This is a genomic window from Pseudomonas sp. Ant30-3 (assembly GCF_000690905.1).
GTDB lineage: Bacteria > Pseudomonadota > Gammaproteobacteria > Pseudomonadales > Pseudomonadaceae > Aquipseudomonas.
The window spans coordinates 59,743-76,331 of the sequence record NZ_JMCL01000038.1 but is presented as its reverse complement, the minus strand read 5'-3'; the positions used below and the strand labels follow the sequence as shown (position 1 = coordinate 76,331).

At 58.8% G+C, this 16,589-nt stretch carries 13 protein-coding genes; 11 read left to right on the top strand and 2 right to left on the bottom strand.

The window, feature by feature from the left end:
• Positions 1–127 precede the first annotated feature (127 nt).
• Both DU29_RS0110770 and DU29_RS0110765 read left to right on the top strand, forming a co-directional pair.
• Entirely contained in the window at positions 128–1,444 is a 1,317-nt protein-coding gene (locus DU29_RS0110770; protein ID WP_161781287.1) for a Na+/H+ antiporter family protein, read from the top strand.
• 286 nt (positions 1,445–1,730) lie between these two features.
• A complete protein-coding gene (locus DU29_RS0110765) occupies positions 1,731–3,413 on the top strand; it encodes a methyl-accepting chemotaxis protein (RefSeq protein ID WP_028621705.1) in 1,683 nt (560 codons plus the stop codon).
• Positions 3,414–3,558: 145 nt separating this feature from the next.
• On the opposite strand, the gene DU29_RS0110760 is transcribed toward DU29_RS0110765, so the two are convergent.
• Positions 3,559–4,494 (bottom strand): LysR family transcriptional regulator, encoded by a 936-nt coding sequence (locus DU29_RS0110760; protein ID WP_028621704.1) that lies wholly within the window; start codon positions 4,492–4,494, stop codon positions 3,559–3,561.
• A gap of 140 nt (positions 4,495–4,634) precedes the next feature.
• On the opposite strand from DU29_RS0110760, the gene DU29_RS0110755 reads away from it, so the two are divergent.
• Positions 4,635–5,120: a DMT family transporter gene (locus tag DU29_RS0110755; RefSeq protein ID WP_028621703.1), complete on the top strand. Its 486-nt coding sequence runs from the start codon at positions 4,635–4,637 to the stop codon at positions 5,118–5,120.
• Positions 5,120–5,575: a DMT family transporter gene (locus tag DU29_RS0110750; protein ID WP_028621702.1), complete on the top strand. Its 456-nt coding sequence runs from the start codon at positions 5,120–5,122 to the stop codon at positions 5,573–5,575. The genes DU29_RS0110755 and DU29_RS0110750 overlap by 1 nt, the downstream gene beginning before the upstream one ends.
• A 94-nt stretch (positions 5,576–5,669) precedes the next feature.
• Here DU29_RS0110750 and gltA read toward each other — a convergent pair whose 3' ends face one another.
• Positions 5,670–6,959: a citrate synthase gene (gene gltA, locus DU29_RS0110745; RefSeq protein ID WP_028621701.1), complete on the bottom strand. Its 1,290-nt coding sequence runs from the start codon at positions 6,957–6,959 to the stop codon at positions 5,670–5,672.
• Between the two features lie 361 nt (positions 6,960–7,320).
• On the opposite strand from gltA, the gene sdhC reads away from it, so the two are divergent.
• The 7 genes from sdhC (at position 7,321) to lpdA (ending at position 16,446) form a co-directional block, all read left to right on the top strand.
• Positions 7,321–7,695: a succinate dehydrogenase, cytochrome b556 subunit gene (gene sdhC / locus DU29_RS0110740; protein WP_028621700.1), complete on the top strand. Its 375-nt coding sequence runs from the start codon at positions 7,321–7,323 to the stop codon at positions 7,693–7,695.
• Positions 7,689–8,057 carry a succinate dehydrogenase, hydrophobic membrane anchor protein gene (gene sdhD / locus DU29_RS0110735; RefSeq protein WP_028621699.1) on the top strand — a complete coding sequence of 123 codons (369 nt, stop codon included), beginning with the start codon at positions 7,689–7,691 and terminating at the stop codon, positions 8,055–8,057. The genes sdhC and sdhD overlap by 7 nt, the downstream gene beginning before the upstream one ends.
• 3 nt (positions 8,058–8,060) lie before the next feature.
• The gene (sdhA, locus tag DU29_RS0110730; RefSeq protein WP_028621698.1) at positions 8,061–9,833 is read left to right on the top strand and encodes a succinate dehydrogenase flavoprotein subunit; all 1,773 of its coding nucleotides are present in this window, start codon (positions 8,061–8,063) and stop codon (positions 9,831–9,833) included.
• A gap of 11 nt (positions 9,834–9,844) precedes the next feature.
• Complete coding sequence (locus DU29_RS0110725) at positions 9,845–10,549, top strand: succinate dehydrogenase iron-sulfur subunit (RefSeq protein ID WP_028621697.1); 705 nt, start codon at positions 9,845–9,847, stop codon at positions 10,547–10,549.
• A 262-nt stretch (positions 10,550–10,811) separates the two neighbouring features.
• Positions 10,812–13,643, top strand: a complete 2,832-nt coding sequence (locus tag DU29_RS0110720; protein ID WP_028621696.1) for a 2-oxoglutarate dehydrogenase E1 component — start codon at positions 10,812–10,814, stop codon at positions 13,641–13,643.
• 42 nt (positions 13,644–13,685) lie between these two features.
• Positions 13,686–14,912, top strand: a complete 1,227-nt coding sequence (gene odhB / locus DU29_RS0110715) for a 2-oxoglutarate dehydrogenase complex dihydrolipoyllysine-residue succinyltransferase (protein WP_028621695.1) — start codon at positions 13,686–13,688, stop codon at positions 14,910–14,912.
• Positions 14,913–15,009: 97 nt separating this feature from the next.
• Positions 15,010–16,446 carry a dihydrolipoyl dehydrogenase gene (lpdA, locus tag DU29_RS0110710; RefSeq protein WP_028621694.1) on the top strand — a complete coding sequence of 479 codons (1,437 nt, stop codon included), beginning with the start codon at positions 15,010–15,012 and terminating at the stop codon, positions 16,444–16,446.
• The last annotated feature ends 143 nt before the right edge of the window (positions 16,447–16,589 follow it).

The window sequence follows — 16,589 nt, the reverse complement described above, 5'->3', positions numbered from 1 at the left end:
GTCACTTTGACACCGGCCCCACTCTGCGGCAAAGTGCGCGCCCTCTGATAAACCTGTTGTTCACCCCGCTGGCGGCGCCTCGCAGACCGTCGGCCGGACTCATTTCGTTTGGCCTGAGGTAAAGATGATTAATGCAGTAATTGCCGCGGTTGGCGTGATGCTGGTACTCAGCCTGTGCCGCGTGCACGTCGTGATTGCGCTGATCGTCGGCGCGCTGGTCGGTGGTTTGACCGGTGGCCTGGGCATCGATGCGACGCTCAAGGCATTCAACAGCGGCCTCGGCGGCGGTGCGACCGTGGCGTTGTCCTACGCGTTGCTCGGCGCTTTCGCCGTGGCGATTGCCAAGTCCGGCCTGGCCCACGCTCTGGCGGACCGCGCACTGACCATGGTTGATCGCCATCACGCGAGCGGCGGCGGTCGGGTCAAATGGCTGCTGATCGGTTTACTCTGGGTCGTGGCCATCGCCTCGCAGAACATTCTGCCGATTCACATCGCGTTTATCCCGCTGCTGGTGCCGCCACTGCTCTATGTGCTGACCAAGCTGCAACTGGATCGTCGCTTGATCGCTTGCGTGATTACTTTCGGCCTGATCACGCCGTACATGTTCCTGCCGGTGGGCTTCGGCAACATCTTCCTCAATGAAATCCTGCTGGCCAATGTCGCTCGCAGCGGCGTTGATATCAGCGGCATCAACGTGACTCACGCCATGGGCATCCCGGCGCTGGGCATGCTGGTGGGGTTGGGTGTGGCGTTTATCAGCTACCGCAAGAAGCGCGTGTACGACCTGGCCAAAATCGAGCGGGTCGAGCAAGTGGCGGTGCAGTACAACCCGCTGAGCCTGATGGTCGCCGGTGTGGCCATCGCGTCAGCGTTCGTCGTCCAGTTGCTGTTGGATTCGATGATTATTGGCGCGCTGACGGGTTTTCTGATTTTCTCGGCGTCGGGCATCGTCAAATGGCGCGAAACCGATGATCTTTTCACCGAAGGCATGAAGATGATGGCGATGATCGGCTTCATCATGATCGCCGCATCGGGCTTCGGCGAAGTGATCAAGGCCACAGGACACGTGCAGTCGCTAGTGGAAACCTCGGCATCGTGGATCGGCCACAGCAAGGCCATCGGCGCGTTGCTGATGTTGCTGGTCGGTCTGCTGGTGACCATGGGCATCGGCTCGTCGTTTTCCACCGTGCCGATTCTGGCGGTGATTTTCGTGCCGCTGTGCGTGCAACTGGGTTTCAGCCCGCTTGCCATTGTGTGCATCGTCGGCACCGCCGGTGCGCTGGGCGATGCCGGCTCGCCGGCCTCGGACTCGACCCTCGGCCCGACCTCCGGGCTGAACGTCGACGGCCAGCACCACCACATCTGGGACACCGTCGTGCCAACCTTCCTGCACTACAACCTGCCATTGCTGGCGTTCGGCTGGGTGGCCGCGATGGTGTTGTAACCTCTGTCCTCTGTTCGAGCGAGCTTTTGTGGCGAGGGGATTTATCCCCGTCCGGCTGCGAAGCAGTCGTAAGATTCTGCTTCGGGGCTGCTTTGCAGCCCAACGGGGATAAATCCCCTCACCACAGATAAATCCCTCACCACAGATAAACCCCTCACCACAGATAAATCCCCTCACCACAGAAGCTCGCTTCCATAGAGGGCAGCGTTACCGTGCATTCAACTTTTGATCCGGCGTGCCGTTAAAGCCTTTAAGCACGCCAATAAAATCAAAAGAGTGAACCGTCATGCGCATGAGCCTCAAGGCTAAAGTCCTGTCCCTCGCCGTCCTTCCGGTGTTGCTCTTTGCGCTGGTCATCAGCGTGGCCACGTTGTTCATTCTGCAGGAGCAGGCGCGCAACGAAGTCGACGAGACGCGCCAGCGCCTGCTCAACGATGCCAAGGCGACGCTGCAAAGTTATGTCGCCGTGGCCATGACCACGATCAAACCGCTTTACGAAGCCGCCGCCCCCGGCGATAACGCAGCGCGGGCTCAAGCGATCAAGTTGCTGTCGAGCATCAGCTACGGCAAGGACGGTTACTTCTTCGGCTACGACTCGGAAACCGTGCGCCTGTTCAAGGCCAGCAGCCCGGAAGGCGTGGGCCAGAGCTTCAAGGAAAACCGCGATCCGAACGGCGTGTACGTCAACCGCGACCTGGTGAAGGTCGCCAAGGACGGTACTCACTACCTGCAATACAGTTCGCCACTGCCGGGTAACAGCCAGGTGCTGGTGCCCAAGCTCGGCTACACCGACTACCTGCCCAAGTGGGACATGGCGGTGGGCACCTCGGTCAATCTCGACGGTATCGAGGCACAAGTCGCGCTGGTCGAAGCCAAGGTCGAGGAGCGCATGCACGGTGTGGTGCTAACCATCGTTGGCCTCGCGGCGGTGGCGCTGTTGGTGATTGGCGTTGCTGGCATGCTGCTGGCCAACACCATTCTGCGTCCGCTGAACCAGATGAAAGCCAACCTCGACGACATCGCGGCGGGCGAGGGCGATCTGACCCGACGCCTGACCATCACCAGCCAGGATGAACTCGGCGAGCTGGCCGGATCGTTCAATCGCTTTGTCGACAAGATTCATGGCCTGGTGCGGCAGATTACCGAAATGACCTCGCAACTGACCGGGCTGGTCAATCAGGTGTCCGCTCAGGCCCAGCGTTCGGATCAGGCGATGGAGCGTCAGCGTCACGAAACCGATCAGGTCGCCACTGCGATCAATCAGATGTCGGCCGCGGCGCAGGAAGTCGCCAAGAGCGCGCAAAACGCTGCAGTCGCCGCGCAACAAACCGATGAAGAAGGTCAGTCCGCCAAGCGCGTTGTCGCCGGCAGCATTGTCAAGATTCATGCGCTGGTCGATGACATCCGCAGCAGCGGCGTATCCCTCGACAGCCTGCAAAAGGATGTTTCGTCGATTGTCAGTGTGCTCGGGGTGATTCGTTCGATTGCCGAGCAGACCAACCTGTTGGCGCTGAATGCCGCCATTGAGGCTGCGCGTGCGGGCGAGGCCGGGCGGGGGTTTGCGGTGGTCGCGGATGAGGTTCGGGCGCTGGCCAGTCGTACGCAGATCAGCACTCAGGAAATTCAGGGCATGATCGACCGTTTGCAGGCCGGTACGCAGTCGGCGGTGGAAGCGATGCGCCGTTCGAGCGAAGCGGGGGACGGCACGTCGGCGCAGGCCAACGAAGCCGGCGCGTCGCTGGACACCATGGCGCAGCTGATCGCAACGATCAATTCGATGAACGCGCAGATCGCCAGCGCCGCCGAGGAGCAAACCGCGGTGGCGGAGGAGATCAACCGCAGCGTGCATCAAATTGCTGTTGCCGTGGACAGCGTCGCCGACGAAACCCAACTCGGCGCCCAGACCACCCGCAGCCTGGCCGACCTCGGCCAACGCTTGGGCGGCCTGGTCGGTCAGTTCCGGATTTGACAATGACACTAGTCCTGTAGCAGCTGGCGAAGCCTGCGTCCGGCCGCGCCGCAGTCGTAAAATCAGCTTCGAAAACTTACGACTGCTGCGCCGCCGTACACAGCATGACGCAGGCTGCGCCAGCTGCTACGGGTGGCGAGGGCGGCTACTGCCTGTCCCAATACGGCACCGCGCCAAAACACTCCAGATAAAAATCAATCACCGTTCTCACCTTCACCGACAGCCGCCGACTCCCGGGCCACAACACAGCAATCTGCTGCGGCTCGAAGCTGTTGGACGCTTCATATTCCTTCAGCACCGGCACCAGCGTGCCACTGCGCACCGCTTCGCCAATCAGCCATGACGGAAACATCACCAGCCCCAATCCTTGTTCGGCAGCTTGCGTGAGCGTATCGGCGTGGTTACCGGTAATCGGTCCTTTGACGGAGTAGGGCGTCCAGTCCTTCTGATCGCGACGAAAAAACCAGCGCTGCTGCCCCGCCGCGCCTTTGTAGGCCAGGCACTGATGGGTGGCGAGATCCTGCGGATGTTGCGGTGTACCGTGGCGCGCAAGGTAGGCCGGGCTCGCCGCCACCAGAAAGCGATGGGGTGCCAGAATCCGCGCCTGCATGCTCGAATCATGCAGCGGGCCGATGCGAAACAGCAGGTCGGCGCCTTCATGCAGCGGATCGATATAGTGATCGGTCTGCTGGATATCCAGGTGCAACTTCGGATAAAGCTCGCACAATTGCCCAAGCCAAGGGGTCAGGTGCCGCTGGCCAAACACTACCGGCGCATTGATTCGCACCAGCCCGCCGGGCTCGCTTTGCTGCTCCTGCAGTGCTTGTTCGGCTTCCTCCAGTTGCGCCAGCACCAGTCGCGCGTGGTGACCAAGCATTCGCCCGGCCTCGGTCGGCGTGACGGCGCGGGTGTGGCGATAGAGCAATTGCTGGCTCAGAGCTTGTTCCATCAGTTGAATCTGTCGGGAAATCGAAGAGGGTGCCAAGCCTTCGCGACGGGCGACCTCGGAGAAACTGCCGTGGTCGAGTACCGCTACGAACAGGCGAAGCGCCTTGAATCCCAAATCATTGAGGCCGTGCATGGCAAATCCTGCTGTGCATATCGCGCAAAGGTGTTGTCGGGATGATCCCATTTATCGCAAAGCACCACCATCCGATAATGCGCGCACTTCTGCACATCCCTGGTGATCGTGCTTTCTTGATAACGGGTGGGTTTTCGCCAATGCAATCTTCTTCAACCGAAACCGCTGCAACGCCAGCGGTAAAACCCGGGCTGCGTGTGTTGTTGCTGCCGCTGGTTATTCTGGCCGGCATGGGCCTGTCAGTGGAGGCGGGCCTTTTAGGGCCGCTCGGTGTGCAAGTCGGACACTTGTGGGCGACCTTGAGCATCTTCGGCGTGGGCACCGCGATTCTGTTTCTGCTGTTGTTATTCAGCGGTCCGCGGCAGGGCCCGGCATTAAGCGAGCTACCTCGCTGGCAGTTGATCGGCGGGTTTCTCGGGCCGATATACGTGGTGGTGCTGACAATGGCGACCCCGCATATCGGCGTCGCGATGACCATGATCGCGATTCTATCCGGGCAGGTCGGCAAGAGTGTGCTGATCGACCATTTTGGCTGGTTCGGTGCCACACGCAAAAAGGTCAACGGTGAACGTTGGCTTGCCTTGCTGCTGATTGTGGCGGCGCTTGTTCTGATTGCTCGGGGTTGATGATGAATCTGATTATTTTGTTGGCGATAGTGGTGGCGGCCGGTGCGGTACTGAGCGTGCAAGCTGCAATCAACGGGCGGCTGGGCGAGACCGTCGGCGTATTGCGCAGCAGTTTGCTGACATTTGCGGTGGGGGCTGTTGTGACCGGGTTGCTGATTCTGTTTTTTGAACCAGCGCATACGATGAGCCTGCTGGACGTGCCAAAGTGGCAGCTCGGCGGGGCATTGTTTGGTGTGGTTTACATGATCGTGATGGTCGGCGCCGTTCCTCGCGTAGGGACGGCCGTGGCGACGGTGGCAGTTATTGTCGGCCAGTTGGGCATGGGCATGTTGATCGATAACTTCGGCTGGCTGGGAAATCCGGCGATTGAATTGTCGGGAAGTCGCGTCTTGGCAATGGTACTTCTGGGTTTGGCGCTGGTTTTCATGTATCGCAGCAGTTCGCGGGAGGCTTGACGCCTCAATTGTTTTCACCGCATAAACAAAAACGGCCTCTATCAAATAGAGGCCGTTTTTTTATGCAGCTACAACGGTTATCGCAAGACAGTGCTTACTTGCGATCTTCCAGCTTGGAAATATCACGCGACTCGTAACCGGTATACAACTGACGCGGACGGCCAATCTTGTACGGGCTGGAGAGCATTTCCTTCCAGTGCGAGATCCAGCCAACGGTCCGAGCCAACGCGAAGATCACGGTGAACATGCTGGTTGGAATGCCGATCGCCTTGAGGATGATCCCCGAGTAGAAGTCGACGTTCGGGTATAGGGAACGTTCGATGAAGTAAGGGTCGGTCAGCGCGATCTCTTCCAGGCGCATGGCCAGTTCGAGTTGCGGATCGTTCTGAATACCAAGCTCCTTCAACACCTCGTCGCAGGTCTGCTTCATCACGGTGGCGCGCGGGTCGCGGTTTTTATAAACCCGGTGACCGAAGCCCATCAGCTTGAACGGATCGTTCTTGTCCTTGGCCTTGGCGATGTAGGTGTCGATGTTTGATACATCGCCAATTTCGTCAAGCATGGTCAGCACAGCTTCGTTCGCGCCGCCGTGGGCAGGGCCCCACAGTGCAGCGATGCCGGCGGCGATGCAGGCAAACGGGTTGGCACCCGAAGAACCGGCCAGGCGCACGGTGGAGGTCGAGGCGTTCTGCTCGTGGTCGGCATGGAGGATGAAGATCCGGTCCATGGCCTTGGCGAGTACCGGGCTGATCGGTTTGATCTCGCACGGCGTGTTGAACATCATGTGCAGGAAGTTCTCCGCGTACGAAAGATCGTTGCGCGGGTACATCATGGGTTGGCCCATGGAGTACTTGTAAACCATCGCTGCCAGGGTCGGCATCTTGGCAACCAGACGGATCGCCGAAATCTCGCGATGCTGCGGGTTATTGATGTCGAGGGAGTCGTGGTAGAAGGCCGAGAGGGCGCCGACTACACCGCACATGACGGCCATTGGGTGGGCGTCGCGGCGAAAGCCGTTGAAGAAAGTCTTCAGCTGCTCGTGGACCATGGTGTGGTTCTTCACGGTGCTGACGAACTGGGCCTTCTGTTCTGCAGTCGGCAATTCGCCGTTGAGCAGCAGGTAGCAGGTTTCCAGGTAGTCCGACTTTTCAGCCAGCTGTTCGATCGGGTAGCCGCGGTGCAGCAGAATGCCGTTGTCGCCGTCGATATAGGTGATCTTCGATTCGCACGAGGCGGTCGACATGAAACCAGGGTCGAAGGTGAAGCGGCCCGTGGCCGTCAGGCCCCGAACATCGATTACATCGGGACCAACGGTGCCGGTTAAAATGGGCAGCTCGACGGGGGCTGCGCCCTCGATGATCAACTGCGCTTTTTTGTCAGCCATGTGGCCTCCTATTTATGCTTGAACCATCAGACAGACCCCCCACGCAGGGCCCGCACCACTATAGTGAGATAAATTCGAATGTCAATTTGCCTAAAGTCTTGCTCCAGAAGGCTTTAACCGTACTTTTTCCTCGAAATTGCCTGCCATTTACGCCTTTTATTCAACTTGCGCAATCCGCTATTAGGGGAAGGTGAACGCGTTGTCATTAGTAGCCTAACTGTCTATACTCGGCCACCGACCGCCAGGGGCTTTTGGGCCTGCTTTATTGGGGGTCGCATCCCTGGGTGGTGGTTACCTGACCAGTGCACTCCCCAACAACTTTGCCCTGATTGTTAGGGGCTCTTCAGTGTGAAAAAAAGCCGTGAATAGCCAACGACCTGTAAACCTAGACCTAAGGACCATCAAACTCCCCATCACCGGCGTTACGTCGTTTCTTCACCGTGTTTCCGGCATCATCCTCTTCCTGGGCCTTGGCTTCATGCTTTATGCATTGGGCAAATCCCTGGGTTCCGAGGAAGGTTTTGCCGACGTGAAGGCGACCTTGACCAGTCCGCTGGCCAAGTTCGTAGCGTGGGGCCTGCTGTCCTCCCTTCTGTATCACCTGGTAGCCGGTGTGCGCCATCTGATCATGGACATGGGCATCGGTGAGACGCTGGAAGGCGGCAAGCTGGGCTCGAAAATCATTATCGCCGTGTCTGCGGTGTTGATCGTTCTGGCGGGAGTTTGGATATGGTAACCAGCGTTACGAACCTGTCGCGTTCAGGCCTCTACGACTGGATGGCGCAGCGTGTGTCTGCGGTCGTTCTCGCGGCTTATTTCATCTTCCTGATCGGGTACCTCGTTGCGAACCCGGGCATTGGTTTCGACCAGTGGCACGGCCTGTTCGCCCACAACGGGATGCGTATCTTCAGTCTGCTGGCCCTTGTAGCCCTGGGCGCTCACGCCTGGGTCGGCATGTGGACCATCGCGACCGACTACCTGACGCCGATGGCGCTGGGCAAGTCCGCGACTGCAGTACGTTTCCTTTTCCAGGCAGTATGCGGCATTGCGATGTTCGCCTACTTCGTCTGGGGTGTGCAGATTCTCTGGGGTATCTGATTCATGGCTAACATTCCAACGATTTCTTTTGACGCCATCATCATTGGTGGTGGCGGTGCCGGCATGCGCGCTGCGCTGCAGCTGGCCCAGGGCGGTCACAAGACTGCCGTGATCACCAAGGTTTTCCCGACCCGTTCGCACACCGTTTCGGCCCAGGGTGGCATCACGTGCGCCATCGCTTCCGCAGATCCAAACGATGACTGGCGCTGGCACATGTACGATACCGTCAAGGGTTCCGATTACATCGGTGACCAGGACGCTATCGAATACATGTGTCAGGAAGGTCCGGCTGCAGTTTTCGAACTGGACCACATGGGTCTGCCGTTCTCCCGTACCGAACAGGGTCGCATCTATCAGCGTCCGTTCGGCGGTCAGTCGAAGGACTACGGTAAAGGTGGCCAGGCTGCCCGTACCTGCGCCGCTTCCGACCGTACCGGTCACGCACTGCTGCACACGCTTTATCAGGGCAACCTGAAAGCCGGCACCACGTTCCTCAACGAATACTACGCAGTCGATCTGGTGAAGAACCAGGAAGGCGCGTTCGTTGGTGTGATCGCGATCTGCATCGAAACCGGCGAAACCAGCTACATCCGTGCCAAGGCTACCGTTCTGGCCACCGGCGGCGCCGGTCGCATCTACGCATCCACCACCAACGCCCTGATCAACACCGGTGACGGCGTCGGCATGGCATTGCGTGCTGGCGTGCCGGTACAAGACATCGAAATGTGGCAGTTCCACCCGACCGGCATCGCCGGCGCCGGCGTACTGGTTACCGAAGGCTGCCGTGGTGAAGGTGGTTACCTGATCAACAAGCACGGCGAGCGTTTCATGGAGCGTTATGCTCCGAACGCCAAAGACCTTGCTGGTCGTGACGTAGTTGCCCGTTCGATGGTTAAAGAGATCATTGCCGGCAACGGTTGCGGTCCGAATGGCGATCACGTAATGCTCAAACTCGACCACTTGGGCGAGGAAGTGCTGCACAGCCGTCTGCCAGGCATCTGCGAACTGTCCAAGACCTTTGCGCACGTTGACCCGGTGGTTGCTCCGGTTCCTGTTGTTCCGACCTGCCATTACATGATGGGCGGCGTGCCGACCAACATCCACGGTCAGGCGATTACTCAGGGCGACGACGGCGTTGACGCCATCATCCCGGGCCTGTTCGCGGTAGGCGAAGTGGCTTGCGTATCGGTTCACGGCGCCAACCGTCTGGGCGGCAACTCGTTACTCGACCTGGTAGTGTTCGGTCGCGCGGCCGGTCTGCACCTGGAAAAAGCGTTGACCGACGGCATCGAATACGATGACGCCACCGACGCCGACATCACTGCTGCACTGGCGCGTCTGTCCGCTCTTAACGAGCGCACTACCGGTGAAGACGTGGCAACCCTGCGTCGCGAACTGCAAAGCTGCATGCAGAACTACTTCGGTGTATTCCGTACCGGCGAATACATGCAGAAGGGTATTGCCCAGCTGGCCGACCTGCGCGTGCGCATCGCCAACGTCAAGATCAACGACAAGTCCCAGGCCTTCAACACCGCTCGTATCGAAGCGCTGGAACTGCAAAACCTGCTGGAAGTGGCTGAAGCAACTGCCATCGCCGCCGAAGTGCGTAAAGAGTCCCGCGGTGCTCACGCCCGTGAAGACTTTGAAGATCGCGACGACGAAAACTGGCTGTGCCACACCCTGTACTTCCCGGGTGACAAGCGCGTGACCAAGCGTGCCGTGAACTTCTCGCCGAAAACGGTGCCGACTTTTGAACCCAAGATTCGGACTTATTAAGGGTGGCTGCCATGTTGAAAGTCAGTGTTTATCGCTACAACCCTGATCAGGACGCCGCGCCGTTCATGCAGGAATTCGAGGTCGATACCGGTGGTAAAGACCTGATGGTGCTGGACGTGCTGGCCCTGATCAAAGAGCAGGACGAAGGTTTTTCCTATCGTCGCTCTTGCCGTGAAGGCGTTTGCGGTTCCGACGGCATGAACATCAACGGCAAGAACGGTCTGGCCTGCGTCACGCCACTGTCTGCTGTTGTAAAAGGTAACAAGTTGATCGTTCGTCCGCTGCCAGGTTTGCCGATCATCCGTGACCTGGTCGTCGACATGAGCATCTTCTACAAGCAATACGAGAAGGTGAAACCTTACCTGCAGAACGATTCGCCGGCTCCGGCCATCGAACGCCTGCAGTCCCCGGAAGAGCGTGAAAAGCTTGACGGTCTGTACGAGTGCATCCTGTGCGCTTGCTGCTCGACTTCTTGCCCGTCCTTCTGGTGGAACCCGGACAAGTTCCTGGGCCCGGCTGCTCTGCTGCAAGCGTATCGCTTCCTGGCAGACAGCCGCGACACCAAGACGTCCGAGCGTCTGGCTTCGCTGGATGACCCGTTCAGCGTATTCCGCTGCCGCGGGATCATGAACTGCGTCAACGTATGTCCCAAAGGCCTGAACCCGACTAAAGCCATTGGTCACATCCGTAACATGTTGCTGCAAAGCGGCGTGTGATTCGGCAGCTTTAACCGCAACACCGCTGTACCCGTAGATGCTACGGCGCAGGCTTCAACCGGCGCCGTAGTTTTAACCTGAGCAGCAGCTTAAAAGGCTGCGGCTCTTATTTTGAAGAAATGAGACAAGCAGGGGCATCCGGGCTGGTACCCGGACTATCAGCGTGATCCTAGGTGGCTTGTTTTAGTCGCTGCATTCGGACTTCTGCAAGTTTGCTCGGTGTCGACGCCGGTGGTGTTCCCCTAACCGAGGGTGACCAAGCATGCAAGAAAGCGTGATGCAGCGCATGTGGAACAGCGCCTACCTGTCCGGTAGTAACGCTGCCTATGTGGAAGAGCTCTACGAGCTCTACCTGCACGACCCTAACGCTGTGCCAGAAGAGTGGCGCACCTACTTCCAGAAGTTGCCTGCTGACGGCAACTCTGCCACCGATGTTTCGCACTCCACGATTCGCGATCATTTCGTCTTGCTGGCAAAGAACCAGCGCCGCGCCCAACCGGTTTCCGCCGGCAGCGTGAGCAGTGAGCACGAGAAGAAGCAAGTTGAAGTACTGCGATTGATCCAGGCCTACCGTATGCGTGGCCACCAGGCAGCCCAGCTTGATCCGCTGGGGCTGTGGCAGCGTCCTGCACCTGCAGACCTGTCAATCAATCATTACGGCTTGACCAATGCCGATCTTGATACGACCTTCCGTGCCGGCGACCTGTTCATCGGCAAAGAGGAGGCGAGCCTACGCGAAATTCACGAAGCGTTGCAGCAGACATATTGCCGCACCATCGGCGCTGAATTTACGCACATCACCGATTCCGAGCAGCGCCAGTGGTTCCAGCAACGTCTGGAAAGCGTACGCGGTCGTCCGACTTACTCCGCCGACGTCAAGAGCCACCTGCTCGAGCGTGTCACCGCGGGCGAAGGTCTGGAAAAATACCTGGGCACCAAATACCCGGGTACCAAGCGTTTCGGTCTGGAAGGCGGCGAAAGCCTGATTCCGATGCTCGACGAGTTGATCCAGCGTTCCGGTTCGTACGGCACCAAGGAAATCGTCATCGGCATGGCCCACCGCGGCCGCCTCAACGTATTGGTCAACACCTTCGGCAAGAACCCGCGCGAGCTGTTCGACGAGTTCGAAGGCAAGAAGAAGGTCGAGCTGGGTTCCGGTGACGTTAAATATCACCAGGGCTTCTCGTCCAACGTGATGACCACCGGTGGTGAAGTTCACCTGGCCATGGCGTTCAACCCGTCCCACCTGGAGATCGTTTCTCCGGTGGTCGAGGGTTCGGTTCGCGCTCGTCAGGATCGTCGTAACGATCCTACCGGCGAGAAGGTGCTGCCGATCTCCATCCACGGCGACGCGGCATTTGCCGGTCAGGGCGTGGTGATGGAAACCTTCCAGATGTCGCAGACCCGCGGTTTCAAAACCGGCGGCACCGTGCACATCGTGATCAACAACCAGGTTGGTTTCACCATCAGCAACCCGCTGGACTCGCGCTCCACCGAGTACGCCACCGATGTTGCGAAAATGATCCAGGCGCCGATCCTCCATGTGAATGGCGATGATCCGGAAGCCGTGTTGTTCGTGACCCAGCTGGCCATCGATTACCGCATGCAGTTCAAGCGTGACGTGGTCATCGATCTGGTCTGCTACCGTCGTCGCGGCCACAACGAGGCCGATGAGCCTAGCGGCACCCAGCCGATCATGTATCAGCAGATCACCAAGCAGCGCACCACCCGTGAGCTGTACGCTGATCGTCTGACCCAGGGCGGTGTGCTCGACGCAGAGCGTGTTCAGGCGAAAGTCGACGAATATCGCAACGCGCTGGACAACGGTTTGCATGTCGTAAAAAGCCTGGTCAAAGAGCCGAACAAAGAGTTGTTCGTGGACTGGCGTCCGTATCTGGGCCACGCCTGGACTGCGCGCCACGACACCAGCTTTGACCTGAAAACCTTGCAGGAACTGTCCGCCAAGCTGCTGGAAATTCCGGAAGGCTTCGTGGTTCAGCGCCAAGTCTCGAAGATCTACGAAGACCGTCAGAAAATGCAAGCCGGCGGCCTGCCGATCAACTGGGGTTACGCCGAAACCATGGCGTACGCGACCCTGGCGTTCGAAGGTCACCCGATTCGCATGACGGGTCAGGACATCGGTCGCGGTACGTTCTCGCACCGTCACGCTGTCTTGCACAACCAGAAAGACGCGGGCACCTATGTCCCGTTGCAGAACCTGTACAAAGGCCAGCCACGTTTCGATCTGTACGACTCGTTCCTGTCTGAAGAAGCCGTTCTGGCGTTCGAATACGGTTACTCGACCACCACGCCTGAGGCGCTGGTGATCTGGGAAGCCCAGTTCGGCGACTTCGCCAACGGTGCACAGGTCGTGATCGACCAGTTCATCACCAGCGGCGAGCACAAGTGGGGCCGTCTTTGCGGTCTGACCATGCTGCTGCCGCACGGTTATGAAGGTCAGGGGCCGGAGCACTCTTCGGCACGTCTGGAGCGTTACCTGCAGCTGTGCGCCGAGCACAACATTCAGGTCGCTGTACCGACCACCCCGGCGCAGATCTACCACTTGCTGCGTCGTCAGGTGATTCGTCCGCTGCGCAAGCCGCTGATCGTGCTCACGCCGAAGTCGCTGCTGCGTCACAAACTGGCCGTGTCGACCCTGGAAGATCTGGCTCAAGGTTCGTTCCAGACCGTTATTCCGGAAATCGATGCACTTGAGCCGAGCAAGGTCGAGCGCGTAGTTCTGTGTAGCGGCAAGGTCTACTACGACCTGCTGGAAAAACGCCGTGCCGAAGGTCGTGATGACATCGCCATCGTGCGTATCGAGCAGCTGTACCCATTCCCTGAGGACGACTTGAACGAAGTCCTGGCTCCGTACACCAATCTCAAACATATCGTTTGGTGTCAGGAAGAGCCGATGAACCAGGGTGCGTGGTACTGCAGCCAACACCATATGCGCCGCATCGTTGGCAATCACAACAAGTCGCTCGTACTCGAATACGCCGGCCGTGATGCTTCTGCTGCACCTGCTTGTGGTTATGCATCGATGCACGCTGAGCAGCAGGAAAAACTGCTGCAAGACGCCTTTACTGTTTAACGCCTTCGCGCACCTGAAACCGAATTTAAGGACCCACAGATAATGGCTATCGAAATCAAAGCCCCCACTTTCCCGGAATCGGTTGCCGACGGCACCGTTGCCACCTGGCACAAACAACCGGGCGACGCTGTAAAGCGTGACGACCTGATCGTCGACATCGAAACCGACAAGGTTGTGCTGGAAGTGCTGGCGACTGCCGACGGCGTGCTGGGCGCTATCGTCAAGAACGAAGGCGACACTGTTCTGTCCGACGAAGTCCTGGGCTCGATCGAAGCGGGCGGCGCTGCTGCCGCTCCAGCTGCAACCGCAGCTGCTGCTCCGGCTGCGGCACAAACTGCTGCTCCTGCCGCTGAAGGCGAAGACGATCCGGTTGCTGCTCCGGCTGCTCGCAAGCTGGCTGAAGAAAACGGCATCAACATCGCTTCCGTTGCCGGCACTGGCAAAGGCGGTCGTGTGACCAAGGAAGACGTGGTAGCTGCCGTTGCTGCGAAGAAATCCGCTCCTGCTGCTGCGCCTGCCAAGGCTGCTGCACCGGCTGCCGCTGCTCCTGTGTTCGCTGCCGGCGACCGCATCGAGAAGCGCGTGCCAATGACCCGCGTGCGCGCCACCGTTGCCAAGCGTCTGGTCGAAGCCCAATCGAACATGGCCATGCTGACTACTTTCAACGAAGTCGACATGACCGAAGTCATGGCCCTGCGTTCGAAGTACAAAGACCTGTTCGAGAAGTCCCACAACGGCGTACGCCTGGGCTTCATGTCGTTCTTCGTCAAAGCGGCCACCGAAGCGCTGAAACGCTTCCCGGCTGTCAACGCGTCGATTGACGGTGCCGACATCGTTTACCACGGTTACGCCGACGTCGGTGTTGCCGTGTCCAGCGACCGCGGTCTGGTAGTGCCAGTTCTGCGTAACGCCGAACTGATGAGCCTGGCTGAAATCGAAGGCGGCATCGCCACCTTCGGCAAGAAGGCGCGCGACGGCAAACTGTCCATGGACGAAATGACCGGCGGCACGTTCACCATCACCAACGGTGGTACCTTCGGTTCGATGATGTCGACCCCGATCGTCAACCCGCCGCAAGCGGCCATCCTGGGCATGCACAACATTCTGCAGCGTCCTATGGCGATCAACGGTCAGGTCGTTATCCGTCCGATGATGTACCTGGCTCTGTCCTACGATCACCGTCTGATCGATGGCAAAGAAGCTGTGACCTTCCTGGTTACCATCAAGAACCTGCTGGAAGACCCGGCTCGTTTGCTGCTGGATATCTGATAGAAGCAGCTACCGGTTTCAAGCCAGAAGCGGCGAGCAATTGCTGCCTGGCTTGAGGCTTGTGGCTTCAAGCTTGTTGCCAAAAGAGGATTTTTGAATGTCGCAGAAATTTGACGTAGTAGTGATCGGCGCTGGCCCTGGCGGCTATGTGGCTGCCATTAAAGCAGCCCAGCTGGGCCTGTCGACGGCCTGCATCGAGAAGTACACCGACAAGGAAGACAAACTGGCGCTGGGCGGCACTTGCCTGAACGTTGGCTGCATTCCTTCCAAGGCGCTGCTGGACAGCTCCTGGAAATACAAGGAAGCGAAAGAAAGCTTCAACGTTCACGGTATCTCGACCGGCGAAGTCAAAATGGACGTCGCTGCGATGGTTGGCCGCAAAGCTGGCATCGTCAAGAACCTGACCGGCGGCGTTGCCACCCTGTTCAAGGCGAACGGCGTTACTTCGATTCAGGGCCACGGCAAATTGCTGGCTGGCAAGAAAGTCGAAGTCACCAAACCTGACGGTACAGTAGAAATCATCGAAGCCGAGAACGTAATCCTGGCTCCAGGTTCGCGTCCGATCGACATTCCACCGGCTCCGGTCGACCAGAATGTCATCGTCGATTCGACTGGCGCACTGGAATTCCAGACCGTACCCAAGCGTCTGGGCGTCATCGGCGCTGGCGTGATCGGTCTGGAACTGGGTTCCGTATGGTCGCGTCTGGGTTCGGAAGTGGTTGTCCTGGAAGCGCTGGAGACTTTCCTGATGGCGGCGGACACCGCTGTTTCCAAGGAAGCGCTGAAAACTCTGACCAAACAGGGTCTGGACATCAAACTGGGCGCTCGCGTGACTGGCTCGAAAGTGAACGGCGACGAAGTCGTTGTGAACTACACCGATGCCAACGGCGAACAGACCATTACTTTCGACAAGCTGATCGTAGCCGTTGGTCGCCGTCCGGTGACCACTGATCTGCTGGCTGCCGACAGTGGCGTCACCCTCGACGAGCGCGGTTTCGTGCACGTTGACGATCACTGCGCCACCACCGTCCCGGGCGTTTTCGCTATCGGTGACGTGGTTCGCGGCATGATGCTGGCTCACAAAGCTTCGGAAGAAGGCATCATGGTTGTCGAGCGCATCAAGGGTCACAAAGCCCAGATGAACTATGACTTGATCCCTTCGGTTATTTATACTCACCCGGAAATCGCGTGGGTTGGCAAAACCGAGCAGGCCTTGAAAGCCGAAGGCGTTGAAGTTAACGTCGGCACCTTCCCGTTCGCCGCTTCCGGCCGTGCCATGGCAGCCAACGATACCGGTGGTTTCGTCAAGGTCATCGCAGATGCCAAGACTGACCGCGTATTGGGCGTCCACGTGATTGGCCCGAGCGCTGCGGAACTGGTTCAGCAGGGCGCGATCGGTATGGAATTCGGCACCAGCGCTGAAGACCTGGGCATGATGGTTTTCTCCCATCCGACCCTGTCTGAAGCCTTGCACGAAGCCGCTCTGGCTGTGAATGGCGGCGCCATCCACATTGCCAACCGCAAGAAGCGTTAACAGACAATAAGAAACCACGGCGGTGTCTGCCCGTCGTGAGCCTTGCGAGCAAGACTCACCGCGGAATGTCCGCTGGACGCAGTCTTGCGTAGCTCAGCTACGCAAGCAGCAGTCACAGGTGGTGCGGCACTTGAACAAGTGCA